This is a genomic window from Janthinobacterium sp. UMAB-56 (assembly GCF_900095265.1).
GTDB lineage: Bacteria > Pseudomonadota > Gammaproteobacteria > Burkholderiales > Burkholderiaceae_D > Janthinobacterium.
Genome location: NZ_LT607653.1, coordinates 311,645 through 337,184, shown reverse-complemented (window position 1 = coordinate 337,184; position 25,540 = coordinate 311,645). Strand labels below are relative to the sequence as shown.

The 25,540-nt window shown below is 63.2% G+C and carries 20 protein-coding genes; 8 read left to right on the top strand and 12 right to left on the bottom strand.

All coding sequences use genetic code 11. The features are described from left to right. Nucleotides 1–2 precede the first annotated feature (2 nt). The 11 genes from hutI to ada form a co-directional block, all read right to left on the bottom strand. Entirely contained in the window at nucleotides 3–1,229 is a 1,227-nt protein-coding gene (gene hutI, locus K0F85_RS07450) for an imidazolonepropionase (RefSeq protein WP_219115402.1), read from the bottom strand. A 12-nt stretch (nucleotides 1,230–1,241) separates the two neighbouring features. Continuing rightward, nucleotides 1,242–1,817, bottom strand: coding sequence for a HutD family protein (locus tag K0F85_RS07445; RefSeq protein WP_219115400.1), 576 nt, complete (start codon nucleotides 1,815–1,817; stop codon nucleotides 1,242–1,244). Further along, nucleotides 1,817–3,205, bottom strand: a complete 1,389-nt coding sequence (locus K0F85_RS07440; protein WP_219115398.1) for a formimidoylglutamate deiminase — start codon at nucleotides 3,203–3,205, stop codon at nucleotides 1,817–1,819. The genes K0F85_RS07445 and K0F85_RS07440 overlap by 1 nt, the downstream gene beginning before the upstream one ends. Then, the gene (gene hutG / locus K0F85_RS07435) at nucleotides 3,190–3,978 is read right to left on the bottom strand and encodes an N-formylglutamate deformylase (protein ID WP_219115396.1); all 789 of its coding nucleotides are present in this window, start codon (nucleotides 3,976–3,978) and stop codon (nucleotides 3,190–3,192) included. The genes K0F85_RS07440 and hutG overlap by 16 nt, the downstream gene beginning before the upstream one ends. 20 nt (nucleotides 3,979–3,998) lie before the next feature. Continuing rightward, nucleotides 3,999–5,558 carry a histidine ammonia-lyase gene (gene hutH / locus K0F85_RS07430; protein WP_219115394.1) on the bottom strand — a complete coding sequence of 520 codons (1,560 nt, stop codon included), beginning with the start codon at nucleotides 5,556–5,558 and terminating at the stop codon, nucleotides 3,999–4,001. Between the two features lie 19 nt (nucleotides 5,559–5,577). Further along, nucleotides 5,578–7,281, bottom strand: coding sequence for a urocanate hydratase (gene hutU, locus K0F85_RS07425; protein WP_219115392.1), 1,704 nt, complete (start codon nucleotides 7,279–7,281; stop codon nucleotides 5,578–5,580). A 118-nt stretch (nucleotides 7,282–7,399) separates the two neighbouring features. Continuing rightward, complete coding sequence (locus K0F85_RS07420; protein WP_219115390.1) at nucleotides 7,400–9,067, bottom strand: amidohydrolase; 1,668 nt, start codon at nucleotides 9,065–9,067, stop codon at nucleotides 7,400–7,402. Between the two features lie 133 nt (nucleotides 9,068–9,200). Beyond that, on the bottom strand, nucleotides 9,201–9,515 hold the full coding sequence (locus K0F85_RS07415) for a hypothetical protein (protein WP_219115389.1): 315 nt from the start codon (nucleotides 9,513–9,515) through the stop codon (nucleotides 9,201–9,203). A 29-nt stretch (nucleotides 9,516–9,544) separates the two neighbouring features. Further along, nucleotides 9,545–11,200 (bottom strand): mechanosensitive ion channel family protein, encoded by a 1,656-nt coding sequence (locus K0F85_RS07410; RefSeq protein WP_219115387.1) that lies wholly within the window; start codon nucleotides 11,198–11,200, stop codon nucleotides 9,545–9,547. Between the two features lie 75 nt (nucleotides 11,201–11,275). After that, entirely contained in the window at nucleotides 11,276–11,965 is a 690-nt protein-coding gene (locus tag K0F85_RS07405; protein ID WP_219115385.1) for a 2OG-Fe(II) oxygenase, read from the bottom strand. Further along, nucleotides 11,962–13,017, bottom strand: coding sequence for a bifunctional DNA-binding transcriptional regulator/O6-methylguanine-DNA methyltransferase Ada (gene ada / locus K0F85_RS07400; RefSeq protein ID WP_219115383.1), 1,056 nt, complete (start codon nucleotides 13,015–13,017; stop codon nucleotides 11,962–11,964). The genes K0F85_RS07405 and ada overlap by 4 nt, the downstream gene beginning before the upstream one ends. Before the next feature lie 180 nt (nucleotides 13,018–13,197). On the opposite strand from ada, the gene hutC reads away from it, so the two are divergent. The 8 genes from hutC to K0F85_RS07360 all read left to right on the top strand — a co-directional run bounded on the left by hutC (nucleotide 13,198) and on the right by K0F85_RS07360 (nucleotide 23,720). After that, nucleotides 13,198–13,917, top strand: coding sequence for a histidine utilization repressor (gene hutC / locus K0F85_RS07395; protein ID WP_152282888.1), 720 nt, complete (start codon nucleotides 13,198–13,200; stop codon nucleotides 13,915–13,917). A 341-nt stretch (nucleotides 13,918–14,258) separates the two neighbouring features. Further along, nucleotides 14,259–17,588 (top strand): PAS domain-containing hybrid sensor histidine kinase/response regulator, encoded by a 3,330-nt coding sequence (locus tag K0F85_RS07390; RefSeq protein WP_219115382.1) that lies wholly within the window; start codon nucleotides 14,259–14,261, stop codon nucleotides 17,586–17,588. Nucleotides 17,589–17,661: 73 nt separating this feature from the next. After that, nucleotides 17,662–18,120 (top strand): response regulator, encoded by a 459-nt coding sequence (locus K0F85_RS07385; RefSeq protein WP_219115380.1) that lies wholly within the window; start codon nucleotides 17,662–17,664, stop codon nucleotides 18,118–18,120. A gap of 314 nt (nucleotides 18,121–18,434) precedes the next feature. Further along, complete coding sequence (gene trxA / locus K0F85_RS07380; RefSeq protein WP_034780502.1) at nucleotides 18,435–18,761, top strand: thioredoxin TrxA; 327 nt, start codon at nucleotides 18,435–18,437, stop codon at nucleotides 18,759–18,761. Nucleotides 18,762–18,917: 156 nt separating this feature from the next. Continuing rightward, nucleotides 18,918–20,180 (top strand): transcription termination factor Rho, encoded by a 1,263-nt coding sequence (rho, locus tag K0F85_RS07375; RefSeq protein ID WP_034746249.1) that lies wholly within the window; start codon nucleotides 18,918–18,920, stop codon nucleotides 20,178–20,180. Nucleotides 20,181–20,394: 214 nt separating this feature from the next. Continuing rightward, nucleotides 20,395–20,664, top strand: a complete 270-nt coding sequence (locus K0F85_RS07370) for a type B 50S ribosomal protein L31 (protein WP_034746247.1) — start codon at nucleotides 20,395–20,397, stop codon at nucleotides 20,662–20,664. Between the two features lie 152 nt (nucleotides 20,665–20,816). After that, nucleotides 20,817–22,541, top strand: a complete 1,725-nt coding sequence (locus K0F85_RS07365) for a glycosyltransferase family 39 protein (protein ID WP_219115378.1) — start codon at nucleotides 20,817–20,819, stop codon at nucleotides 22,539–22,541. Between the two features lie 198 nt (nucleotides 22,542–22,739). After that, nucleotides 22,740–23,720 carry a choice-of-anchor A family protein gene (locus tag K0F85_RS07360; RefSeq protein ID WP_257572593.1) on the top strand — a complete coding sequence of 327 codons (981 nt, stop codon included), beginning with the start codon at nucleotides 22,740–22,742 and terminating at the stop codon, nucleotides 23,718–23,720. A gap of 75 nt (nucleotides 23,721–23,795) precedes the next feature. Here the strand turns inward: K0F85_RS07360 and K0F85_RS07355 are convergent, their stop codons facing one another. Further along, a complete protein-coding gene (locus K0F85_RS07355; protein WP_219115375.1) occupies nucleotides 23,796–25,475 on the bottom strand; it encodes an AMP-binding protein in 1,680 nt (559 codons plus the stop codon). Nucleotides 25,476–25,540: the final 65 nt, after the last annotated feature.

Here is a 25,540-nt window from a genome sequence, read left to right as displayed (position 1 = left end):
GATCAATCCGGCAAGCTTACCACCGGCGCGCGCCAGACACCGCCATGCACCACGCCCGCGCACGGGTTCAGGCCCAGCGCGTACGACAGGTCGGCCGGGCGCGCGATGCGCCACAGGGCGAAATCGGCGCGCTTGCCCACCACCAGGCTGCCCGTCTGATCCTGCAAGCCCAGCGCGCGCGCCGCATGGCACGTAGCACCGGCCAGCGCTTCCTGCGGCGTCAAACGCCACAGGGTACACGCCATGTTCATCGCCAGCAGCAAGGACGTCATGGGCGAGGTGCCAGGATTGCAATCGGTCGACACGGCCATCGGCACGCCGGCCGCGCGCAATGCGGCGACAGGAGGTTGCTGTATTTCGCGCAAAAAGTAATATGCGCCCGGCAGCAGCACGGCCACCGTGCCACGTTCCGCCATGGCGGCGATGCCCTCTTCCGACAGGAATTCCAGGTGATCGGCCGACAGGCCGCCGTAGCGCGCCACCAGCGCCGCACCACCCAAGTCGGACAGCTGTTCCGCATGCAATTTGACGGGCAAGCCCAGCGCCTGCGCCGCCTCGAATACCCGCTGCGTTTGCGCCGGCGTAAAGCCGATGCGCTCGCAGAACGCGTCGACGGCGTCGACCAGGCCTTCGCTGGCGAGCCTGGGCAGCATCTGCGCGCACAGCAGGTCGATATACAAGTCGGGCTGGCCCGCATACTCTGGCGGCAGCGCGTGCGCGCCGAGGAAGGTGGTACGCACGGACAGCGGTAGCTGTTGCCCTATCCTGCGCGCCACGCGCAACATCTTCGCTTCGCTATCCGTATCAAGACCGTAGCCGGACTTGATTTCCAGCGTGGTCACGCCCTCGGCCAGCAGCGCCAGCACGCGGGGCAGGCTTTGCCGCAGCAATTCGTCGTCGCTGGCCGCGCGCGTGGCGCGCACGGTGGACATGATGCCGCCGCCGGCACGGCTGATGTCTTCATAGCTGGCGCCATTCAGGCGCGCCTCGAATTCGTCGCTGCGGTTGCCCGCGTGGACGATGTGCGTATGGCAGTCGATCAGGCCGGGCGTGAGCCAGCAGCCCTGGCCATCGAGCAGCACCGCGCCGCTGGCCGGCAGCTCGTCACCGGGACCATACCAGGCGATGCGGCCATCCTTGACGGCGATGGCCGCGTCCAGCAGCTCGCCATAACCGTGTTCCATCGTGGCCAGGTGGACGTTGTGGATAACCATATCCCAGTCTTGCATCGCTTTCCCTTCCTAGGTAAACAGGTCGACGCACAACACGGCCGTACGTTGCAAGGCATCGAACCGCCATTCCTGCGCATCGTCGGCGTCCAGCAGCAGCGCGTCATAGCGGGCCAGCGCGAACTGCTGGTCGCTTGCGCGCGCCAGCACGTGGCCTTCACCGGCAATGAACAGCAAGGTGGCCGTGCTGCGGCGCGCCAGCCGGCCCGGCGCCGTGATTTTTTCCAGCTGGTGGCGGCAGCAGTCGCGCCGCGTCATCACGTTAAAATCCGTCGTCGTCCCCTTGACCTGCGCCTCCACGGCCGCTTCGCCGGGAAACCACAGCATCGGTTGCGCCGCGCTCAAGTTCACCTTGCGCGTGCCCTCAAACGTCAGCTGCAAGCCGTCGCCATCGACCAGCATCAAGCTGCGGTCGATGCCGGGAAAGCTGGAAAACGGCCCACTGGCGGTGATCGTCGCCAGGCTGATACGCCAGTCGAATTCAATCAGGCTGGCGCCAGCTGGGGAAATGGCGATTTCCGTCGTGCTGCCGCCGCCATTCTTCCACGGCGCGGCGCGCAGGCATTCATGCGGGATGAAGGTCGCCATCAGAGCGCCCTCAGTTGCGCCAGGGTGCGCTTGTAGGCGTCCGCGATGGCATCCTGCGCCACGTGGCGCCCGCCGCGCACCTGCCACTGGCCGCCGCACAGCACATCGCGCACCAGGTTGTCGTTGCCGCAAAAGATCAAACTGCCCAGCACATCGGCGATGGCCACGCCGCACAGGTTCACATGCGCCTCGTCGAGCACCAGCAAATCGGCGCGACAGCCCGGCGCCAGCGCGCCCAGCTTGCGCCCGGCCGCCTGCGTCCCGCCGCGCAAGGCCGCCTGCCACAGATAGTCGCCCACATGGCGTTCATCGGGCGTGGCAACCACATTGCGCTGCTGGCGCTGCAAGCGCTGGCCGTATTCGAGCCAGCGCAATTCCTCGACGGGCGACTGCGATACATGGCTGTCGCTGCCGACGCCGAAACGTCCGCCGGCGGCAATGAAGTCTGCCAGCGGAAACAGGCCGTCGCCCAGGTTCGCTTCCGTCGTCGGGCACAGCCCCGCCACGGCGCCGCTGGCGGCCATCAGCGCCACCTCGTCTGGCTGCACATGCGTGGCATGCACGAGGCACCAGCGCGCGTCGACGTCGATCTGATCGTACAAGTACTGCACCGGGCGCCGGCCACTGGCATCGAGACACTGGCGCACTTCGCCCTCCTGCTCGGCGATATGGATGTGGATGGGGCAGCCCGCAGGCAGCGCCTGCGCTACCTCCCGGATCTGCGCCACGCCGGCGGCGCGCAGCGAGTGCGGCGCAAAGCCCAATTCCACCTGCCCGCCGCGCTGCGGCGCCAGCGCCTCGACGATGCGCAAGACATCGTCCGCACTGGTGCGAAAACGCGCCTGCTCCGCTTTCAACGGCAGTTCGCCAAAGCCTGCATGGCTATACAGCACGGGCAGCATGGTGACGCCAATGCCGCTGATGCGCGCTGCGGCCAGCACCCTTTCCGCCGTTTCGGCGGCGCGCGCATACGGCGCACCGGCCATATCGCGCTGCAGGTAGTGGAATTCGCAGACTGCCGTATAGCCATGGCGCAGGCATTCCACAAACAATTGCGCGGCGATGGTTTGCATCTGTTCCGGCGTGATGTGGCGCGCGAAACGGTACATCAATTCGCGCCAGGTCCAGAAGCTGTCCGGTGCATGATTCACCTCGTCACCGGCGACTTCCGTCATGCCGCCCAGCGCACGCTGGAAGGCATGCGAATGCAGGTTGACCATGCCGGGCAAGACATATTGCGCCACTTCAGCGCCGGCAGACGGTGCGGTGTTTTCCGTCACCACCGTCAAATCGCCGGCCGCATCCCATTCCAGCAGCACGTCGCGACGCCAGCCCTGCGGCAGCAGGGCATGGCGCGCAAACAGGGTCGTACTCAACGCGCCACCCATGCCACGGCCGCTTCCATCATCTGGCGCAACAGCGGCTGCACCTTGGCCGCCAGGTCGGGCCGGTAACCGAACGGCATCGCTTCATCCATGTACAGGCACTGGCACATCTCCAGCTGGATCGCATGCACGCGCCCTGCCGGCTGGCCGTAATGGCGCGTGATATGGCCGCCCTTGAAGCGGCCATTCAAGGCCACGGTGAATTGCTCCTGCGCGCGGGCGATATCGACCACGGCGGACGTCAGGCCGCTATCGCAGCTGGCGCCATCGGCCGTGCCGAAGTTCAGGTCTGGCAGCTTGCCCTCAAAAAAACGCGGCACGCGCGAGGCGATGGAATGGGCATCCCACAGCACCACCGTGCCATGCACGCGCAGCAGCCGCTCCAGCTCCGCGCGCAGCTGCCGGTGGTACGGCGCCCAGTAACGCTGCAAGCGCTGCTGCACGTCTTGCGCATCGGGTTCGCGGCCAGGCAGGTACAGCGGCTCGCGGTGAAAAGTATCGTTGGGCAGCAAGCCCGTCGTATCCTGGCCCGGATACAGATTCGTATCTTCCTGCGGCCGGTTCAAGTCGATGGCGTAGCGCGACCAGCGCGCCGACAGCACGGACGCATTCATCTCGTGCAAAAAGCCATACAGCTCGCGCAAATGCCAGTCCGTGTCGGCCTTCTGCAAGGCTTGCGGCGTCATGCGCGCGGCGATATCGTCGGGTATGTCGGTGCCCACGTGGGGCATCGACACCAGCAGCGCAATGCTGCCTTCGTTGAAGCGGAAATCCATGCTTGTCTCCTTGCGCCCGCTCAGGCGTACAGCGGGGCGAACAAATTCTTGCACGTGCTGCTCAACTCACCATGCAAGACCATCTGCTTGGCCGCCTCGATATCGGGCGCGAAGAAGCGGTCGGCGTCGAAGAACGGCACTTTCTGACGCAGCTGGTGGTGCACATGCTCGAGGTGCGGCGAGGTTTTCAGCGGACGGTGGAAATCGATGCCCTGCGCGGCGGCCAGCAACTCGATGCCGACGATGACGGCCGTGTTGTGCGCCATGTCGTCCAGGCGCCGCCCGGCGAACGTAGCCATGCTCACATGGTCTTCCTGGTTGGCGGAAGTCGGCAGGCTGTCGACGCTGGCCGGATGCGCGAGCGACTTGTTTTCCGACGCCAGCGCCGCCGCCGTCACGTGGGCGATCATGAAGCCGGAATTGACGCCTGGATCGCGCACGAGGAAGGGCGGCAGGCCGGACAGCGTGGCGTCGATCAGCAGCGCGATGCGGCGCTCGGCCAGCGCGCCGATTTCGGCGATCGCCAGCGCCAGCGTGTCGGCCGCAAACGCCACCGGCTCGGCATGGAAATTGCCGCCCGAGACGATTTCCGCCTGCCCGTTGGGGCCATCCTGGAAGATCAGCGGATTGTCGGTGACGGCATTGGCTTCGATCAGCAGGGTGCGGCCCACATTGCCGATCAGATCGAGGCAGGCGCCCATGACTTGCGGCTGGCAGCGCAGGCTATACGGGTCTTGCACGCGCTCGTCGCCTTCCAGGTGCGAGGCGCGAATCGCGCTGTTGGCCACCAGTTGACGGTACATCTGCGCGGCCAGGATTTGCCCCGGCTGTCCGCGCACGGCGTGCACGCGCGCGTCGAATGGCGCATCGCTGCCCTTGGCTGCATCGAGCGACAGCGCGCCCGTGACCATGGCCGCTTCCAGCAGGCGTTCGGCCATGAACAGGCCGTGCAGCGCCAGCGCGTTCGACACTTGCGTGCCGTTGATCAGGGCCAGGCCTTCTTTTGCCGCCAGCACCACGGGCGCGATACCCGCCTGCGCCAGCGCCTCCGGTGCCGCCATCAATTCGCCGTTGACGCGCACGTCGCCCACGCCCAGCATGGCCAGGGTCATGTGCGACAGCGGCGCCAGGTCGCCCGAGGCGCCCACGGAACCCTTGGCGGGGATGGCCGGCATGATGCCCGCGTTGTACAGGGCGATCAGGGTGTCAACGATCAGCGGGCGCACGCCGGAAAAGCCGCGCGCCAGGCTGCCGATCTTCATCAGCATGATCAGGCGCACGACGGCGTCCGACAGCAATTCGCCCGTGCCGACGGAATGCGACAGAATCAGGTTGCGCTGCAATTGCTCCAGCTTTTCATCGGGGATGCGCGTCTTGGCGAGCAGGCCGAAGCCCGTGTTGATGCCGTAGGCCGCATCGCCCTTGGCGACGATGGCTTGCACGGCGGCGGCCGAGGCATCGATGACGGGATACGCCTCGGCGGCGAGAATCAGTTTGGCGGGTGCGGCCCAGACGGCGCGCAGATCGGCCAGGGTCATCGCGCCCGGTTTCAGGGTCCAACTTTTGGCGTGCTGTGTCATAGTCATTCGAGTCTAGGTTTCAAGGAAGCATGGGAAGAATCAGGCCGTTGCGCTTGGCGCAGGCGGCCGCTGTTTCGTAGCCGGCATCGGCATGGCGCATCACGCCGGAACCGCTGTCATTGACCAGCACGCGCGCCAGGCGTTTCGCCGCACTGTCCGTGCCGTCAGCCACGATGACCATGCCCGCATGCTGAGAATACCCCATTCCCACGCCGCCGCCATGGTGCAGCGAGACCCAGGTGGCGCCGCCGGCCGTGTTCAGCATGGCGTTCAGCAGCGGCCAGTCCGAGACGGCGTCCGTGCCATCCTTCATGCTTTCCGTCTCGCGGTTCGGGCTGGCGACGGAACCCGTATCGAGGTGGTCGCGGCCGATGACGATGGGCGCCTTCAGCTCCCCCGTGCGCACCATCTCGTTGAAGGCCAGGCCGGCGATGTGGCGCTCGCCCAGTCCCAGCCAGCAGATGCGCGCCGGCAGTCCCTGGAAGGCGATGCGCTCGCGCGCCATGTCCAGCCAGTGGTGTACCTGCGTATGGTGCGGGAACAGCTGCTTGATCTTCGCATCCGTTTTATAGATGTCTTCCGGGTCGCCCGACAGGGCCACCCAGCGGAACGGCCCACGGCCTTCGCAAAACTGCGGGCGGATGTAGGCGGGCACGAAGCCGGGGAAATCGAAGGCATTCTGCACGCCCTGGTCGAACGCCACCTGGCGAATGTTGTTGCCGTAATCGACGGTGTGCACGCCCATGGCGTGGAAATCGAGCATGGCTTGCACGTGGGCGGCGCAGGAATCGGCGGCGGCCACCGTCAGGCGCGCGTGGCGCTGCGGGTCCTGCTGCGCCGCCTTCCAGTCCGATACGCTCCAGCCGCGCGGCAGATAGCCGTTGACCAAGTCATGCGCGGAGGTCTGGTCCGTTACGAGGTCCGGCAGCAGGCCGCCCTCTTTCGCGCGGCGCACCAGTTCCGGCAGAACTTCGGCCGCGTTGCCCAGCAAGCCGATGGAAATGGCTTCCTTGCGCTGCGTGTGGTACTTGACCAGTTCCAGGGCTTCGTCCAGGCTGGCCGCCTGCTTGTCCAGATAGCGCGTGCGCAGGCGGAAATCGATGCTGCTTTGCTGGCATTCGATATTGAGCGAGACGGCACCGGCCATGGTGGCGGCCAGCGGCTGCGCGCCGCCCATGCCGCCCAGGCCCGCCGTCAGAATCCAGCGCCCGCCCCAGTCGCCGCCGAAATGCTGGCGGCCCGCCTCGGCGAAGGTTTCATACGTGCCTTGCACGATGCCCTGCGTGCCGATATAGATCCAGCTGCCGGCCGTCATCTGGCCGTACATGAACAGGCCCTGGCGATCGAGTTCGTTGAAGTGTTCCCAGTTGGCCCACTTCGGCACCAGATTGGAGTTTGCGATCAGCACGCGCGGCGCGTCCGCGTGGGTCTGGAACACGCCCACCGGCTTGCCGGACTGGATCAGCAAGGTCTGGTCATCTTCCAGTTCGCGCAGCGAGGCGAGGATCTGGTCGAAACAGGCCCAGTTGCGTGCGGCCCGGCCAATGCCGCCATAGACGACCAGATGCTGCGGATTTTCCGCCACTTCCGGGTCCAGATTGTTTTGCAACATGCGGTAGGCCGCCTCGGCCTGCCAACTCTTGCAAGCCATGACCGTGCCGCGCGGGGCGCGGATGGTGCGGCTGGCATCAAAGCGTGGATCGGTGTCCATTGTGCTGTTCATGCTGTCTCCTCTTAGGGTGCGAGCGGGCGTACTTGGCCCAGTACCTGGCCCGCTCTGGTGCTCCCAGCATAGGTTGTCTATACAACCAAGTCAACAGGTTTTTGCAGCCGTCCGGCGCCTATTTTTTCTCGAACACGCGCTTGCCCGCCACCCATGTCTGCAGCACCTGCGTCTTGCCGATGGCCGCCGGTGCCACCTTGAAAAGGTCCTGGTCGACGATGATGAAGTCCGCCCATTTACCCGCTTCCAGCGTGCCGATGACCTTTTCCTGGTGCGCCGCCCAGGCCGCGTCTAGCGTGAAGCAGCGCAGCGCTTCGGTGACCGTCATGGCTTGCTGCGGATACCAGCCACCAGCCGGAAAGCCCTCGCTGTTCTGCCGCGTGACGGCCGCGTGGATGCCCTCGAAAGGGTTCGGCGACTCGATGGGGAAGTCGGAGCCGCAGGCGATGCGCGAACCTTGCTTGAGGAAGGTGCGCCACGCATACGCGCCCTTGATGCGCTCGTGGCCCACGCGCTGCTCCGCCATGTTCTGGTCCGAGGTGGCGTGCGTGGGCTGCATCGACGGCACGATGCCAAGCGCCTTGAAGCGGGGGATGTCGCTCAATTGCACCACCTGCGCGTGCTCCATGCGGTGTCGCAGGCCCGCGCTGCGGTATTGCGCGATCAAGGCTGCATAGCCATCGAGGATTTGATGGTTGCCTGCGTCGCCGATGGCGTGCACATTCACCTGGTAGCCGGCGCGCATGGCTTTTTCCATCTTCGCGCGCATGGCGTCGTCCTGGTAGAACAGCAGGCCGCGGGTAGTCGGATCGTCGCTGTAGGGCGCCAGCAGGGCCGCGCCACGGCTGCCCAGGGCGCCGTCGGACAGCAGTTTGACGGCGCGCAAGGCGTACATGTCGCGCGCGTAGCTGTTCAACGGACCGTTTTTCGCCAGCGCGTCGAAGTCTTCCGTGGTGTCGGCAATCATGCCGTACACGCGCACCGTCAGCTTGCCGTGGTCCGCATAATCGCGGAACAGCCGGTCTTGCATCTGGCCGATGCCCGCATCGTGCACGCTGGTCAAGCCCACTTGCGACAGCTGCGACAGCGCGCCATCGAGGGCGGCGCGGTTTTCCACATCGCCGGGCTTGGGCAGCACGGCATCCATCAAGTCCATGGCGCTGTCGACCAGCACACCGGTGGCATTGCCATCGGCGTCGCGCACTATCTTGCCGCCGGCCGGATCCTGTGTGGCGCGCGTGATGCCGGCCAGCGCCAGCGCGCGGCTATTGGCCCAGCCTGCGTGGCCATCGACGCGGCGCAGCCACACGGGCCGCGCGCTTTCGGCAGCATCAAGTTCTGCGGCCGTGGGAAAGCGCCCCAGCTTCCAGATTTCCTGGTTCCAGCCATTGCCGACGACCCAGCTGCGTTCCGGATGCGCACGCGCGAAGTCGCCCACTGCCTGCACGGCGGCCGGCAGCGACACGGAACCGTAGAGCATCACGCCGCTGGCAATCGTGCCCAGGCCGAACACATGGCCATGCGCGTCGATCAGGCCCGGCAGCACGGTTTTCCCCTGCACGTCGACATAGGTGGCGCCCTTGGCCGCCCTGCGTTTCACTTGCGCGGCGCTGCCGACGGCGAGCAGCTTGCCCGCGTCGTCAAACGCCAGCGCCGTGAAACGCAGTAACTTGCCGTTTGCTTCCAGCGTATAGCCATTCGCATTCTCAATGACGGTATCGGCGTGGGCGTGGGCCAAGGTGCCCAGACAGGCGAGAACAAGCAGGGTGCGGCGCAGGGTCGGCATTTCCATCTCCAGGTCTGTTAATGTAAGTAAACGAGCGAAAAGACGAGTGTATAGAAATTGGCAAAATGGTCAAAGCGCGCAGGCCTTGTGCCCAGTCAATACTGGCGTGGATGCTGTTCCAGGATGCGATCGACTACAGCAAGGTCAAGGTGCTTGGGTGCCGTATCCATGGTTTGGCTTGCAGCCGAAGAACGTGGCCATGACGCCGGATGGGGAGATGGTTTTTCCTGAGTCGGAGTATCGGAGTGATTTCTTTAAAAATCCAAAAAATCTTCCTGCCAATAATATCGATCATGAGCTTATGTTCGACATCCCCTGACGGATCAGCCTTTTCACGTATGGCATACGCTGTCGTCACAGCTTCAAAAGGAGTGCCGTGCTTTTCAATTACAAAAAAGGAAGAAGCACGCAATGGCACACCAATGCCCGGGGCATTGATCGTTTCCAATCTGCCCGTTCAACCCGCATAGTCCGGCGCTATTTATCTTCCTCCCCCCGCTGCGCCGGCGCCCTGAACCATTCCTCCGGCGGCACCACGTGCGATTCTTTCGGCTCATCGATGTAATGCGGCGAAGTAATTTGCACGTCGAATTCGTTGAAAACGTCGAGGATGTTCTGGTGCAAGCGGTTCAGCACTTCGGCGCGCTGGCGCGGGACTTCGGCACTGGCGTAGGCGACGAGGCGGTATTGCACATAATAATCTTGCAGGGACTGCTGCATCACATACGGTTTAGGCGCGGAAGCCAACTCCGGCGTGCGCGACGCGGCCAGTTCCAGCATGGCATGCACCTGCCGCCACGGCGTGGCATAGCCGATGGTGACGGTGGTGTCGAGCACGAAGCCGCCGCCGGGCTGGGCGCGCGAATAGTTTTTCGTCGTTTGCGACATTACCCAGGCGTTCGGCAACGCCACTTCCTCGCCCAGGCCCGTACGCAAACGCGTCTCGAACATGCCCACATCGGCCACCGTGCCTTCGCAGTCGCCCACGCGCACATATTCGCCCTTGCGCAGGGCGCGCGTGTACATGAGGATCAGGCCGCTGGCACCCTGGCTCACGATGCTCGACGCGCCGATCGACACCATCAAACCGACCAGCACGGACAGCCCCTGGAAGGCGGCCGTGTGCGAGCCGGGCAGATACGGATACGCCATGGCCAGCGCGAACAGCCAGATCACCACGCTGGCGATGCGGCGCGTGGGCAGGGCCGTGTCCTTGTCGAGCCAGCCGATTTGCAGCTCTCCGCTTTCCACGCGCTTGAACAGCGAGGCGGCCGTGGCGGCGATCAGGCGCGCGATGGCAAAGATGACGCACACCAGCACCAGGCCCGGCAAGGCGCCGATGATGGCGTGAAAGACGTCGGCCGCCACGTCGAACAGGTAGCCGCTCAGGCTCTCACCCCAGGAACGCGTGTAGGGCAGGCGGCCCAGCACGAAGGCGGCCCACAGATACGTGGCCATCAGGCGCAAGCCCCACAGCACGGCGCTCAGTAGTTGATAAGCGAAGGCGATGTAATGCTCGGCATCGAGCACGCGCACATTCTTCAGGCGCACATCGCGCAGGCGCGAGGCCAGCAGGATGCCGCTGCGGCGCTTGGCCCAGCGGTAAAAGCGTGTCAGGCCCATCCACACCAGCCAGAACAACAGGGTGGCGGCAGCACACACGGCGGCGGCGATCGCCAGGTAGCGCCAGCTGCTCTGCTCGCGATAGTCAAACACAGCCTTGCTCAGCTCGACGGCTGCCGTTTTCGCCACGCTTTCCGTCGTGTCGCCCGCCAGTTGATTGACGTCGCCAGGCACGACGACAAACAGTTGCACGCCATCGAGCAGCACTTGCGTGCCTTCGGGAATCATGCGCGTGCTCGTCTGCAAGGGGCCATTCTTTGCCAGCACGCTTTCCAGGCGGCGCTGTGCGCCAACGGCCCGTTCATCGGGCAGATAGCCAGCCAGCGCGGCGCGGAAAACGACGACCTTGCGGTTGGCAAACATCAGCGGCGCCGTCCTGGCCGCAGCGGCTTGTGACGGCGCCACGACGGAAGCGGCCTGCGCAACGAGCGCGGACACGCCCTCGTCCGCATGGGCTGCGGGCAACAGGAAAATGCTTAAGAGGCACAGCAGGCGGAGCAACACGGACATGGCAGAAATGAAAGAATGACTAGGAGCCGCCATCATGCCATGTAATCCGGGAAACTCAAGCGTCACGATTACTCTTCAGCTCGCATCATGAAAAATGATGCCCAGGGTGTGGCGCAAGCCCGTGCGCAGGCGCGACACGCCATGGCGCATGTTCACGCGGTAGCTGCCGCGCGTGCCATTGACGGGTCGCTGCGCGACGGGAAAGATAAGGGCATCGCCCTGGGCCAGAGGGACGACTTCGGCGCGCGACTGCATGCGCGGGCGCTGCTCCGTCAGCACGAACTCGCCGCCAGTGAAATCCTCGTGCGGGCGCGACAGCAACACGGCCAGTTGCAGCGGAAACACGTGTTCGCCATACAGGTCCTGGTGCAGGCAGTTGTAATCGCCTTCGCGATAGCGCAGCAGCAAAGGCGTGGGCCGGGTCTGACCGGCCGCATGGCAGCGTGCAAGAAAATCCGCATGCGCCACGGGAAAGCGGCTGTCCAGGCCCATGGCGGCGTGCCAGCGGTTGGCGATGAGCGCCAACGGCGGATACAGTTCCGCGCGCAAAGCCGCCACCGGCTCGGGTAGCGGATGCGCCCAATACTGGTACTCGCCCTGTCCAAAGCCGTGGCGCTGCATCACCACCTTGCTGCGAAAGCGCGACGCGTCGTCATACTGCGCCGCCAGCGCCGCGCAGGCGCCAGCATCGAGCAAGCCAGGCACGACGGCGCAACCATACTGATTCAGCTCAGCCTCGATCTGCTGCCAGTCCAGCGCCCTCACCGTTCGCCCTCGCGCTCGAGCAGCGCCTGTTTGCGATCCACGCCCCAGCGGTAGCCGGACAGCGCGCCATCGTTGCGCACCACGCGATGGCAGGGGATGGCGACGGCCAGCGCATTCGCCGCGCAGGCGCCCGCCACGGCGCGCGCGCCTTGCGGGACGCCGATGCGCCGCGCCAGCTCGGCATAGCTGACCGTGCTGCCGGCGGGAATGTCGCGCAAGGCTTGCCACACGCGCTGCTGGAACACCGTGCCGCGCACGTCGAGCGGCAAGTCCAGGCCCAGGCCCGGCGCCTCGACCAGGCCGACAACTTGCGCCACCGTTTGCTCGTACTCGGACTCGGCACCGCGCAGTTCGGCACGGGGAAAGCGGTCCTGCAAGTCGCGCAACAGCACTTCCGGGTCGTCATCGATCAGAATGGCACAAATGCCCTTGTCCGTGCTGGCCACGAGGATGGCGCCCAGCGAGCAGGCCCCGATGGCAAAGCGGATCACGGCGCCGCTGCCGCCGGCGCGGAAGGCGCCCGGCGTCATGCCCAGCAAGCCCGGCGTGGCCGCATACAGGCGGCCGCTGGAGTTGAAACCGGCCGCATATAGCGTTTCCGTGACGTTCGCCGCGCCCAGCAAGCCAGCCTTCAGGCGCTCGCCGCGCCGCGCCGCCGCATAGGCTTTCGGCGTGATGCCCGTGTGCGTCTTGAAGATGCGGTGAAAGTGAAAGCGGCTCATGCCAGCCGCTTGTGCCAGGCTGTCCAGGTCTGGCAACTCGTCGCTGGCATCGATCAAACGGCAGATATCGGCCACGATGGCCGCCTGGCGCTGGGCCAGTGGCGGCAAGTTGGGTTTGCAGCGCAGGCAGGGACGAAAACCGGCCGCCTCCGCCTGTTCGCAACTGGCGTGGAACGCCACGTTGCGGCGCAAGGCGGGGCGCGCGGCGCAGGAAGGCCGGCAATACACACCCGTCGTGCGCACCGAATAATAAAAGACGCCGTCGGCGTCAGGCGCGCGCCGCTGCAGCGCATCCCAGCGTTCATCGTCAGTCAGATAAGCGTGTTCCATGGCGAACTCCGTGCAGGTCAATAATAAGTCGCCAGCATAGCCAGCGCCTATGCGTGCCACACTCCGGCGCTTGCTTTTGAATTCAAAAAAGGCTGGCGGCAGGCATCGCGCTCGGTGCTAAAATCGGCCATCGCGCCTCCAGCCGGCGGCGCGCCCTGCCCGTGCCCCGGAGAAACCGCATTGGACGACCACAATACCCAAGAAAATACGCCCATTTTCCAGCGCATCAAGGATTTTTTGCTAGCCGGCATCGCCGCCGGACGCTGGAAGGAAGGCGACGTGATTCCCTCCGAGCAAGCGCTGGTGAAGCAATTCGGCGTCTCGCGCATGACCGTCAACCGCGCCGTGCGCGAACTGACCAGCGAGCAAGTGCTGACGCGGCGCCAGGGTTCCGGCACCTATGTGGCGCAGCAAAAATACCAGGCGACCTTGTTGGAAATCAAGAGTATCGCCGATGAAGTGCGGGCGCGCGGACATATCCACCGCAGCAGCTTGCAATTGCTGGAACGCACCAAGGCGTCCGACTTGCTGGCCAAGCAATTCGGCCTGCCGCCGGAACACCCGCTGTTTCATTCGCTGATCGTGCATTTTGAAAACGGCGTGCCGATCCAGGTGGAAGACCGCTGGGTCAATCCCGAATGCGCGCCCGACTATATGACGCAGGATTTTTCCAGCATCACGCCGAACGAATACCTGATGGCCGCCGCGCCCCTGCAAGGCGCCACCTACAGCATCGAAGCGCTGTCGGCGCCGCGCGATATCGCCGAAATGCTGGCCATCGACACGAAACAGGCTTGCCTGGTGCTGCGCCGCCAGACGCGCTCCGGCGGCAAGATCGCCTCGATCGCCACCATGTGGCATCCCGGGCACCGCTATCAGTTCGCCGGTAGTTTTAGCTGAGATCGATTGTTCCGCGGACTGCTGATTCCATAGCACGATTTCACCTCAACTTTCTCACTAATTCTCACCAAATCACGGAAAAAACAGCCATTCCGGGGCAAAAAAAACCCCGTTTTGGCTGTTTCAGAACTTAAATACTCCGACTAAATATTCGATGCTATAGTTGCCGCCAGAAACTACCATCGGCGTTTATTTGAGCGCCCATCATGCACTGCCAGCCCGGTCCAATCATGCCCCAGAAAGGGATGCATTTGTCGTATTGCCGCCACACGAGTTTCAGCGCATCACGCCGACGGCGCCCTGCGCTGCGCCGGCTCGCCGGTACGATGCTGGCGGCAGGCATGGCGCTTTCGCTGCCGGTGCAGGCGGCGCACGGCATGGCGCCGGCACTGCTGTGGCCGTATGCTGCCGCCAGCGCCACCGCCCTGGCGGGAGTGGCTTGCTGGCAAACCTGGCGGCTGCGGCAACAGTTGCGCCGCCGGCTACTGCCCGCCCATGCCCAGGCCGAACAGGATGCCGTGCAAGCCTTGCGCGGTGCCGCCATGGCCGGCTGGACCTGGCGGCGCCAGACCGACCGGCTGCAGTTCGCGCCCCAGTACCAGGACGTGTTGGGCGACAAAAATGCCCGGCTCGAACATGCACTGGACGACTGGCTGGCCGAAGTCCACCGCGACGACCGCGCACGCCTGAGTCTAGCGTTTCGCCAGCATCTGGACGGCCAGGCTCCCGGCACCTTCAATTGCGAATTCCGTTTGCGGCACAGCGATGGCCACTGGCGCTGGCTGCTGGCGCGCGGCGCCGTGCTGTCGCGCGCCTCGGATGGCGCCGCCACGCAGGCCAGCGGCATCGTCTGCGATATCAGCGAGCGCAAGCAGGACGAACAAGCGCGCATGCGTTCGATGCTGGAAGCGGCGCCCGAAGCCATGCTGGTGGCCGACGTCGAGGGCAAGGTGCATTACGCCAACCAGATCGGCGCGCGCTGCTTCGGCTATCCGCTGGCCGAATTAACGGGCATGTCGCTGGAGCAATTGGTACCGGAAAGCACGACCAGCCAAGCCGTGGGCGACCCGCAAGCGCGGCACAGCCTGCCAGGCCGGGTGATGATGGCGCGCCGCCGCGACGGCACGCATTTCCCTGCCAAGGTCAGCCTGTCGCCGCTGCACATGGCAGGGCAAGTGTATTCCATCGTCTCGCTGCGCGACATGACGCAGCGGCAACGCGCCGAGGAAGCGCTGCACGCCAGTTCGGAACGCTACCGCCTGATCGTGCAGACGGCCGCCGAAGGCATCTGGATGACGGATGCAAATGGCAAGACCACATTCGTCAACCCGAAGATGGCACACATGCTCGGTTACACGGTGCAGGAAATGCTGGGCCGTCCCCTGCTCGACTTCATGGACCGCGACAGCCAGTTGCTGATGCAGCGCCGCCTGGCCAGCCACGGCAGCCAGGCCAGCCAGCCGGACCAGGTCGATTTCCGTTTCTTCCGCAAGGATCAGTCCAGCCTGTGGGGCTTGCTGTCGAGTACCAGCATCCAGTCGGACAATGGCGAGCCGGGCGGCACCCTGGCGATGATCACCGACATCACGGAACGGCGCCAGGCGTCGATCGCCCTGTCGAACTCGAGCCAGCGCATGGCGTCCGTGTTTGGCGCCGTGACGAACGGCCTGGTGGTGCAGGACAGCCACGGCCACATCCTGGAAAGCAATGCTGCCGCCGAACGCATGCTGGCGGCCAGTCCGGCCAGTCAGGCCAACCGCAGCCTGTGGCAAGCCATCCGCGAAGACGGTTCCGCCTTCGACCAGCGCAGCCATCCCGTGCACATCACCCTGTCGACGGGTGTCGCCATGCGCGACGTGCTGATGGGCGTGCAGCAGCCCGACGGCAGCCTGTCGTGGCTCTCCGTGAATACCGAGGCCATCCGCGATGAGTACGGCAAGGTGGGGATGGTGGTGGCCAGCCTGACGGACATCACGTATCACAAGCGCAGCGAAAGCGCCTTGCGCGAACTGAATGAACATCTGGAAGAGCGCGTGGCGCAGCGCACGGAGCAGCTGGACCAGGCCAAGCAGGTGGCCGAAGAAGCCAGCCTGGCGAAGGGACAATTCCTGGCCAACATGAGCCATGAAATCCGCACGCCGATGAATGGCGTGATCGGCATGGCCTATCTTGCCCTGAAGACGGATCTGGAACCGCGCCAGCGCGACTACCTGGAAAAAATCCGCTTCGCCGGGGAACATTTGCTGGGCATCATCGACGATATCCTCGATATCTCGAAAATCGAGGCGGGCAAGCTGGAAATCGAGCGCGTCAACTTCAGTTTCGACCATGTCGTGCAAACCCTGATGACGGTGGTGGCGCCGCGCGCCGCCGGCAAGAACCTGGAACTGCTGTTCGAGATCGACCCGCAATTGCCGGCCGTGCTCGTCGGCGACCCGCTGCGCCTGGGGCAGGTGCTGATCAACTACGCCAATAACGCCATCAAGTTCAGCGAACAGGGCAGCATTACCGTGAAAGTGCGCAAGGTGGTAGCGGACGCGAAACACTGCCTGGTGCGCTTTGAAGTGTGCGACCACGGCATCGGCCTGTCGCAGGACGAAATGAGCAAGCTGTTCCAGTCCTTCCAGCAAGCAGATACCTCCACCACGCGCGAATATGGCGGCACGGGCCTGGGCCTGGCCATCTGCAAGCAACTGGCGCAGCTGATGGGCGGCGACGTGGGCGTCGACAGCCGTCCCGGCGCCGGCAGCACCTTCTGGTTTACAGCCAACCTGGGCATTTCCGACCAGGCCGCGCCGGCCATGCTCGACAGCATGGTGCAGACGGCAGCCGCCATGCGCGCCAGCGCCGACGCGGCGCTGGTGCTGCGCACGCTCAAGCATGCGCGCATCCTGCTGGTGGAAGACAACACCTTCAACCAGCAAGTGGCGCTGGAATTGCTGGAGGAAGCGGGCGCCTCCGTCTGTCTGGCAAACAATGGCGAAGAGGCGCTCGACCTGCTGCGCCAGACCCAGTTCGACTGCGTGCTGATGGACGTGCAGATGCCGCTGATGGATGGCTTGCAAGCGACGCGCCACATCCGCGCCGACCCGCAACTGGCACACCTGCGCGTGCTGGCCATGACGGCCACGGCCACCAGCGAAGACCGCGTGCGCTGCCTGGAAGCGGGCATGGATGATTTCATTTCCAAGCCCATCCAGCCGGCCATGATGTACCAGACCATCGCCAGCTGGCTGCCGGCGCACGAAACGCCGCCGCCACCGGCGCGCAGCCGCGCCGCGCCCGCCTTCAAGACCACCCTGGCAGGCGACCCGCAGGTGATCGACCTGTCCATCCTGGCCAAGTTGCTGGGCTACAACCCGGAAAAAGTGCGCAAGTTCGCCTTCAAGTTCCTGCAGACCACGCAGGATGGCTTTGGCGACATCGATGCGGCCCTGGCGCGCGGCGACGTGCACCAGGTGCGCGAACTGGGGCACCGCATCAAGTCATCGGCGCGCACCGTGGGCGCCCTGGGGCTGGCCGAGCTGTGCCACAACCTGGAAACCCTGGCGCCGGGCGCGCCGGCCGACGAGGCAGAGCGGGCACGGTGCATCGTCACGCGCCTGTGGCCCCTGCTGGAACAGATTACCGAACAAATCATGAATAACACCAGCTTTGCCAATGACGATTAGCTACCGCCAAATTTCTTTGAGGCAAGGTACCGGCATCGATAACGATGCAGCATATAAACAGAAAGACAGGACGATGAATACTGTATCAAACCAAGCGAGCGGGGAAGACAATGAAGCAGGCCTGACGCCGTTGCGCGTGCTGCTGCTGGACGACGACGTTTTCATGCTCGACGTGCTCAGCGACATGCTCGAACAAATGGGTCCGTTCGACATCCGCTGCGAATCGCACAGCGAACAGGCGCTGGCCACCCTGAAACAGCACCAGCCCGACCTGCTGATCTGCGATCTGTCCATGCCCGACATCGACGGCATCGAATTCCTGCGCATGGCGGCCGACAATGGCTTCCGCGGCGGCGTGGTCTTGCTGTCAGGCTTGCATTCGGCCGTGCGCCTGGCCGCCGAACGCCTGGCCGTGGCCAATGGCCTGCATATATTAGGCACTTTCCGCAAGCCGATGGAAAGCGCGGAATTGCAGCTCATGGTGAACTTGCAATTGCAGCACACGGCGCGTCAGGCCGGCGTGCAAGCCTGAGCGCGGAGCAGGGTTGGGAGGCTGGGCATGGCGCTGCAGGCCAGCAGGCATGCGGCTTTGCCGCCCTGCCGGCGCGCGCGCAGGCGATATACCGGCGCTATGCCTCAAGTTTTTCTGCAATAATCGCCACGCTTTGAAAAAATGGGTTATTATTTCAGCCATCCCCGCCTGCATACCTCTGGTCGCACCTTCCAAGAACATTGAATTCGTGCCCATTGTCCCCATCTTCTAAATGCATTCCAGGAAGCATGGATGGCGAACCAGCGTATGGTTAATTCCAGGCATTATTGACCCCACCCTCATTTGAGGAAAATATGAGCGAAAATATCAAACACATTAGCGATGCATCTTTTGAAGCAGACGTCCTGAAATCCGAGTTGCCAGTACTGGTCGACTTCTGGGCAGAATGGTGCGGTCCCTGCAAGGCCATCGCCCCGATCCTGGAAGAAGTGGCCAAGGAATACGCCGGCCGCATCCAGATCGCCAAGATGGACGTGGACGCCAACCAGGCAGTGCCTGCCAAGTTCGGCATCCGCGGCATCCCGACCCTGATCCTGTTCAAGGATGGTGTTGCAGCTGCTCAAAAAGTGGGCGCCATGGCCAAGGGCCAGTTGACCGCTTTCGTCGACAGCAATATTTAATGTATGATGGGCAGCGCTGCGCCCGCAGCGCCGCCTGACTGGAACGACCGGGAAGCGGCTTTGCCCTGATTCGTGCACAGCCTTCCCCAATAATTAATCAACGCCACGCAGTCCCCTCCCCTACCTTTACATCCCGTCTCGGGACACTCAACACATATGCATTTATCCGAACTAAAGGCCTTACACGTATCCGCCCTGCTTGAGATGGCGATCGGTCTTGACATTGACAACGCAGCCCGCTTGCGCAAACAGGAGCTGATGTTCGCTATCCTGAAAAAACGCGCCAAGTCCGGCGAACAGATTTTTGGCGACGGCGCCCTGGAAGTGCTGCCTGACGGCTTCGGCTTCCTGCGCTCGCCTGACGCCAGCTACATGGCGTCCACCGACGACATTTACATCTCCCCTTCGCAAATCCGCCGCTTCAATCTGCACACCGGCGATTCGATCGAAGGCGAGGTACGGACCCCGAAAGATGGCGAACGCTATTTCGCACTGGTCAAAGTCGACAAGGTCAACGGCGAATCGCCGGAGATGTCGAAACACCGCATCCTGTTTGAAAACCTGACGCCGCTGCACCCGAACGAGCCGCTGCGCCTGGAACGTGAAATGAATGGCCAGGAAAACATCACCGGCCGCATCATCGACCTGATCGCCCCGATCGGCAAAGGCCAGCGCGGCTTGCTGGTGGCATCGCCGAAATCCGGTAAATCCGTGATCCTGCAGCACATCGCGCATGCGATCACCGCAAATCATCCGGACATCACCCTGATCGTGCTGCTGATCGACGAACGTCCGGAAGAAGTTACCGAAATGCAACGCTCCGTGCGCGGCGAAGTCGTCGCCTCGACCTTCGACGAGCCGGCAACGCGCCACGTGCAAGTGGCCGAGATGGTGCTGGAAAAAGCCAAGCGCCTGGTCGAAATGAAAAAAGACGTGGTGATCCTGCTCGACTCGATCACCCGCCTGGCGCGTGCCTACAACACCGTCATCCCTGCCTCGGGCAAGGTCCTGACCGGTGGTGTCGATGCAAACGCGCTGCAACGTCCAAAACGCTTCTTCGGCGCCGCGCGCAATATCGAAGAAGGCGGCTCGCTGACCATCATCGCCACGGCGCTGATCGAAACGGGTTCGCGCATGGATGACGTGATCTTTGAAGAATTCAAGGGTACGGGTAACATGGAAGTGCATCTGGAACGCCGTTTGGCCGAGAAACGCGTCTATCCGGCCATCAACCTGAACAAATCGGGTACGCGCCGCGAAGAACTGCTGATCAAGCCGAACGAGCTGCAAAAAATCTGGATCCTGCGCAAGTTGCTGTACTCGATGGACGAGATCGAGGCGATGGAGTTCATTCTGGACAAGATGAAAGCGACGAAGAACAACGCAGAGTTTTTCGATATGATGAGACGCGGCGGCTGATTTTAGGGGTCAGACCCGTCGGGTCTGACCCCAGCCCTCCGTTGATCATCCCGCGAAAGCCGCTCATTGAGCGGCTTTTTTATTGCCGTCTGCGTGAAAGCGCTATATAATCGACGGTTGCATTATTTTAAACCCTGGCAAGTGATCGGCAATCGGGTCAAGAAGCAGGACGACCGACGAAGTGCTGTTTGGCTACCAAACTAGAGAGAAGACCATGAAAGTCGATACCCATCCAGAATACCGCGAAGTTGTTTTCCACGACCTGTCGTGCGATTTCAAATTCGTTACCCGCTCGACCATCCAAACCCGCGAAAAAATCACCCACGACGGTAAAGAATACCCACTGGTGAAGATCGAGGTTTCGGCTGAATCGCACCCATTCTTCACGGGCAAGCACAAAATCGTCGATACCGCTGGTCGCGTCGAGAAGTTCCGTCAGAAGTTCGGTTCGGTTGGTTCGAAAACCGCAGTCGCAGCAGGCTAATTTTTGCCGCTTTGCGGCAAAAAAGGGCAGCTTCGGCTACCAGAGAAAAGGCAGCCACGGCTGCCTTTTTTGTCTTTGGCCGCTTTACTTTATACTCGCGCATACCCGACGCCATTCGTCGCGTCTTGCCACTATTCTGATACCGATTATCGATGAAGCCAGTCCGCCTTCCCGCCGCTGCCACACTCGCGCTGCCACGATGGGCCTTGTTTGCGCTCGGCCTGCTGTACATCCTGCCTGGCCTGATCGGCCGCGAACCGTGGAAGAACGATGATGCCGCCAGTTTCGGCATCATGTGGACCATGGCGCATGGCGGCCTGAACGATTGGTTATGGCCCAACGTGGCCGGCCTGTCGGTGCCAGATGAAGGCCCGCTGACCTTCTGGCTGGGCGCCATTTTCATCAAGCTGTTCGGCTGGATCGACGGCGACGTCTTTGGCGCGCGCATGTCGACCATCGGCATCTTCGTCGTCAGCACCCTGTCCGTCTGGTACACCGCCTTCAACCTGGGGCGCCGCAACGATGCCCAGCCGCTGCGCCTGGCCTTCGGTGGCCAGCCCGAGCCGGACGATTTCGGCCGTACCCTGGCCGATGCCGCCGTGCTCATCTACCTCGGTTGCCTGGGCCTGCTGCAACACAGCCACGACATTACCGCCGAGGCCCTGTATGTCTCGCTGATGGCTTACCTGCTGTACCGCGCCGTGCGCTATGTGGAAGGCCCGTCCGTGCGCAATGCGGCCCTGCTGGGCCTGGCACTGGGCGGCCTGACCCTCACGCGCGGCTGGATCACGCCGGCGGCGCTGAGTATCGCCATGCTGCTGTGTACCGTGTTCCTGCGCCTGCCGCTGCTGCGCAGCGTGCGCCACCTGGCGCTGGCCATCCTGATCGGCACCGCGCTGACCCTGGTCTGGCTACTGCCGGGCGAATGGCTGCAACCGTATGGCCACTCGCCGCTGCAAGCCTGGATGGAATGGAATTGCCGCCAGTTCAGCGCCCCGAGCCTGAAAAGCGTGCAGTATTTCTTGCGTGTCGGCATCTGGTTCTTCTGGCCCGCGTGGCCGTTCGCCGCCTGGGCCGTGTACGCCTGGCGCCGTCAGCACCACGTGCTGCACATCGTCGTACCGCTGACCTTTGTTGTCATGCTGGCCATCCTCGGCCTGTGCCATCCCGATCCCGACCCGAGCCAGCTGCTGCCGCTGCTGCCGCCGCTGGCCGTGATGGCAGCGTTTGGCTTGCTGACCATGAAACGCGGTGCCATCAACGCCATCGACTGGTTCTCCGTGATGGTGCTGACCATCTGCGCCCTCGCGCTGTGGCTGTTCTGGTTCGCCATCCTGACCGGTTGGCCGCCAAAACTGTCGCATAACGCCCTGAAACTCTTGCCAGGCTTCAAGCCGGAGCTGGACTTGCTGGCCTTTTTCGTGGCCGCCTGCGCCAGCGCGGGCTGGGTGGCGCTGGTGCACTGGCGCATCTCGCGCCAGCCGGCCGTGCTGTGGCGCGCCGTGGTGCTGTCGTCCGGCGGCCTGATCCTGATATGGGTGCTGATCATGACCCTGTTCCTGCCGCCGCTGAACTACAGCAAGAGCTACGCCAGCGTGGCGCACCAGATTTCGGTTAACTTGCCGCCTGGCAGCAAATGCATCAACAGCAACGTCGGCGCCGCCCAGCGCGCCTCGTTCGCCTACTTCGGCCACCTGCCGTTTGCCAATGTGGGGCAGCAGCAATGCGATGTATTCTTGTTGCAAGACAGCATCAAGGTTCCCGACAGCAAGGAACGCCTGCCCGAGCACCACGGGGCGGACTGGATCAAGCTGTGGGAAGGGCGCCGCCCCACGGATGACGTGGAACGTTTCCGCCTGTACCAGCGCGTCAGGTAGCACATGCGAAACCGGGCCAGCCCCGGTTTTTTGATGTCCGCCAGGCAATCACCGGCGATAGGAAAAGTGTTGCCTTAAAATATATTTAATTACCTAAATAGAACTAGAATTGCTTTTTAGATTATAATGACGGCTTGCGCGATGGCGGTGTCTTGCTTTCCCGCCTGATTCGTCCCCCAATTCACTATGAGAATGTCCATGAAATTATTTAGCACCCGCAGCTTGCCGCTCATCAGCGCCGCCCTGTTCGCCTTCTCCTTCAGCGCCTCGGCCCAGGCGACCGTGATTGACCTCGGCGTTGCCAACGGCTACTCGGCCTTCATCTTCGGCAACATCGGCAGCAGCGGCGCCACCGGCTTCACCAGCGTCGGTGGCAGCATTGCCGCTGGCGGCAATATCTACCTGGACAACTACAACGTTGGCACGAACAAAAAGCCAGGCAGCGCCGTCAATTCGGTCGTTGCTGGCGGCAACCTCAACACGGGCTGGGGTACGCTCAGCGGTTCGGCCGTGTACGGCGTCAGCAACGCCAACGCCACGCTGACGGCACCGCAATGGTTCCAAACTGGCAACATCAGCAAAGGCAACGCCTCCACCCTGGACTTCGCGGGCGCCAAGCAACAATTGACGACCCTGTCGGGCGATGTAGCCAAGCTGCAGTCGAACGGTACCGTGATTTCCCAGTACGGCAATATGACCCTGGTAGGCAATATCAACGCCGATGTCAATATTTTCAATATCGATGCGTCGAACCTGCATAACCTGACGTTGGACCTGGCCTCGCTGAAAAGCACAGCCAGCATCATCATCAACGGCACGGCCACCAACATCACCATGAGCGGCGGCTTCGACAATTTCGCCAGCTTCGCCAACCGCACGCTGTTCAACTTCGCCAACGCCACCACCACCAGCCTGAACAACGTCGGCATCAACGGCAGCATCCTGGCGCCGAACAGCGCTTTCTCGGGTTCGGGCGACATGAATGGCACCCTGATCGCCAATTCGGTCAGCTCGATCAATTATGGCCATGTCGCAATGAACGGTGCCGGCTTCAACACGGTGAGCGTATCGGCCGTGCCGGAACCAGGCACCTACGCCATGCTGCTGGCCGGCCTGGGCTTGCTGGCCTTCGTGCGTCGCCGCACGCCAGCGCGCGCACCACAAGCCGCGGTGGCCTGAGCTTTACGCTGAATCAATAAAAAAACACCGGGTCGCGCGAGCGTCCCGGTGTTTTTTTATGCGCCAGCACAAGACTTAATCCGTGCCCAGCCCCAGGTCAGTCGCCACCTGTTTGCGCAGCAAGTATTTCTGGATCTTGCCTGTCACCGTCATCGGAAATTCCTCGACGAAACGCACATAGCGGGGAATCTTGTAATAGGCGATCTGGCCATCGCAAAAGGCGCGGATGTCGTCGCTGGTAGCCTGCGTGCCCGGACGCAAAATAATGCAAGCGCACAACTCTTCGCCATACTTGGCATCCGGCACGCCCACGCATTGCACGTCGAGCACGCTCGGATGGCGGTACAGGAATTCCTCGACTTCGCGCGGGTAGATGTTTTCACCGCCACGGATGACCATGTCTTTCGAGCGGCCGACGATGCTGCAAAAGCCGTTGGCGTCGATCACGGCCAGGTCGCCCGTGTGCATCCAGCGGGCCGTGTCGATGGCCTCGGCTGTTTTTTCAGGGTCGCCCCAGTAACCCTGCATCACGGAATAGCCGCGCGTGAGCAATTCGCCCTTTTCGCCGCGCGGCACGATGCGCCCTTCCGCATCGATAATTTTCACTTCCAGGTGCGGATGGACGCGGCCTATCGAAGACACGCGCATTTCGCTCGGATCTTCGATCGCCGTCTGGAAGCTGACGGGCGACGTTTCCGTCATGCCATACGCAATGGTAATTTCCGCCATATGCATCAATTCGATGACGCGCGTCATGACTTCCATCGGGCATGGCGAGCCGGCCATGATGCCGGTGCGCAAGTTCGACAGATCGTATTGTTTGAAATCAGGATGGTCGAGGATGGCGATGAACATGGTCGGCACGCCGTGCAGCCCCGTGCAGCGCTCGGCTTGCACGGTTTCCAGCACGGCCTTCGGGTCGAAGCCTTCGCCGGGAAACACCATGGCCGCGCCGTGCGTGACGCAAGCCAGGTTGCCCAGCACCATGCCGAAGCAGTGGTACAGAGGCACGGGAATGCACAAGCGGTCCTGCTGCGTCAGGCGCATGGCTTCGCCAATGAAAAAGCCGTTATTCAGGATATTGTGGTGCGTCAGGGTGGCGCCCTTCGGCGCGCCCGTGGTGCCGGACGTGAACTGGATGTTGACGGCATCGTCAAACTGCAAGGTGGCGCTCACTTCTTCCAGCTGCGCCAGGTCGGCTTCCAGGATGCCGTCCATCAAGGCATCGAAGTTATGCATGCCGGGCGTGGCGGCCGCCCCCAGGCGGATGACGTGGCGCAATTGCGGCAAGCGCGGCGACTGCAGGGCGCCCGCGCGCGAACGGGCGATTTCCGGCACCACGTCCTGCACGATGGCCAGGTAGTCGCTGGACTTGAAGCTGGGCGACAGGATCAGCGCGCTGCACTGCACCTTGTCGAGCACATATTCGAGTTCCGAACGGCGGTAGGCAGGATTGATATTGACCATGATCAAGCCGGCTTTCGCCGTGGCAAACTGGGTCAGCACCCATTCGGCACAATTTTGCGACCAGATGCCGACCCGGTCGCCCGGCTGCAAGCCCAGCTTCAGCAAGCCGGCCGCCAGGCGGTGCACGCGCCGCTGGAATTCGGCGTACGTCCAGCGCACGTTCTGGTGCGCCACGATCAGGGCATCGTGCTGGCCGTAGCGGGCGGCGATGCCGTCCAGGTAAGCGCCTATGGTTTCGCCGATCAATGGCGTCTCGTGGGCGCCATGTACATAACTCATTGCTTGCATGCTGTCTCCAGGGTGTACGGCGCGACGCGCTCTTGTTATCGTCTTCGGTGCAGAAAATTATAGCC

Excerpts from the sequence above, each read along its gene's own strand:
- K0F85_RS07420 (WP_219115390.1), bottom strand. The coding sequence starts at position 9,067 with ATGCCGACCCTGCGCCGCACCCTGCTTGTTCTCGCCTGTCTGGGCACC.
- K0F85_RS07360 (WP_257572593.1), top strand. The coding sequence starts at position 22,740 with ATGAAATTATTTAGCACCCGCAGCTTGCCGCTCATCAGCGCCGCCCTG.
- K0F85_RS07370 (WP_034746247.1), top strand. The coding sequence starts at position 20,395 with ATGAAAGTCGATACCCATCCAGAATACCGCGAAGTTGTTTTCCACGAC.
- hutG (WP_219115396.1), bottom strand. The coding sequence starts at position 3,978 with ATGGATTTCCGCTTCAACGAAGGCAGCATTGCGCTGCTGGTGTCGATG.
- hutI (WP_219115402.1), bottom strand. The coding sequence starts at position 1,229 with ATGCAAGACTGGGATATGGTTATCCACAACGTCCACCTGGCCACGATG.
- K0F85_RS07440 (WP_219115398.1), bottom strand. The coding sequence starts at position 3,205 with ATGGGTGGCGCGTTGAGTACGACCCTGTTTGCGCGCCATGCCCTGCTG.
- K0F85_RS07365 (WP_219115378.1), top strand. The coding sequence starts at position 20,817 with ATGAAGCCAGTCCGCCTTCCCGCCGCTGCCACACTCGCGCTGCCACGA.
- K0F85_RS07385 (WP_219115380.1), top strand. The coding sequence starts at position 17,662 with ATGAATACTGTATCAAACCAAGCGAGCGGGGAAGACAATGAAGCAGGC.
- ada (WP_219115383.1), bottom strand. The coding sequence starts at position 13,017 with ATGGAACACGCTTATCTGACTGACGATGAACGCTGGGATGCGCTGCAG.
- trxA (WP_034780502.1), top strand. The coding sequence starts at position 18,435 with ATGAGCGAAAATATCAAACACATTAGCGATGCATCTTTTGAAGCAGAC.
- K0F85_RS07355 (WP_219115375.1), bottom strand. The coding sequence starts at position 25,475 with ATGCAAGCAATGAGTTATGTACATGGCGCCCACGAGACGCCATTGATC.
- K0F85_RS07410 (WP_219115387.1), bottom strand. The coding sequence starts at position 11,200 with ATGTCCGTGTTGCTCCGCCTGCTGTGCCTCTTAAGCATTTTCCTGTTG.
- rho (WP_034746249.1), top strand. The coding sequence starts at position 18,918 with ATGCATTTATCCGAACTAAAGGCCTTACACGTATCCGCCCTGCTTGAG.
- K0F85_RS07390 (WP_219115382.1), top strand. The coding sequence starts at position 14,259 with ATGGCGCTTTCGCTGCCGGTGCAGGCGGCGCACGGCATGGCGCCGGCA.
- hutU (WP_219115392.1), bottom strand. The coding sequence starts at position 7,281 with ATGAACAGCACAATGGACACCGATCCACGCTTTGATGCCAGCCGCACC.
- K0F85_RS07445 (WP_219115400.1), bottom strand. The coding sequence starts at position 1,817 with ATGGCGACCTTCATCCCGCATGAATGCCTGCGCGCCGCGCCGTGGAAG.
- hutH (WP_219115394.1), bottom strand. The coding sequence starts at position 5,558 with ATGACACAGCACGCCAAAAGTTGGACCCTGAAACCGGGCGCGATGACC.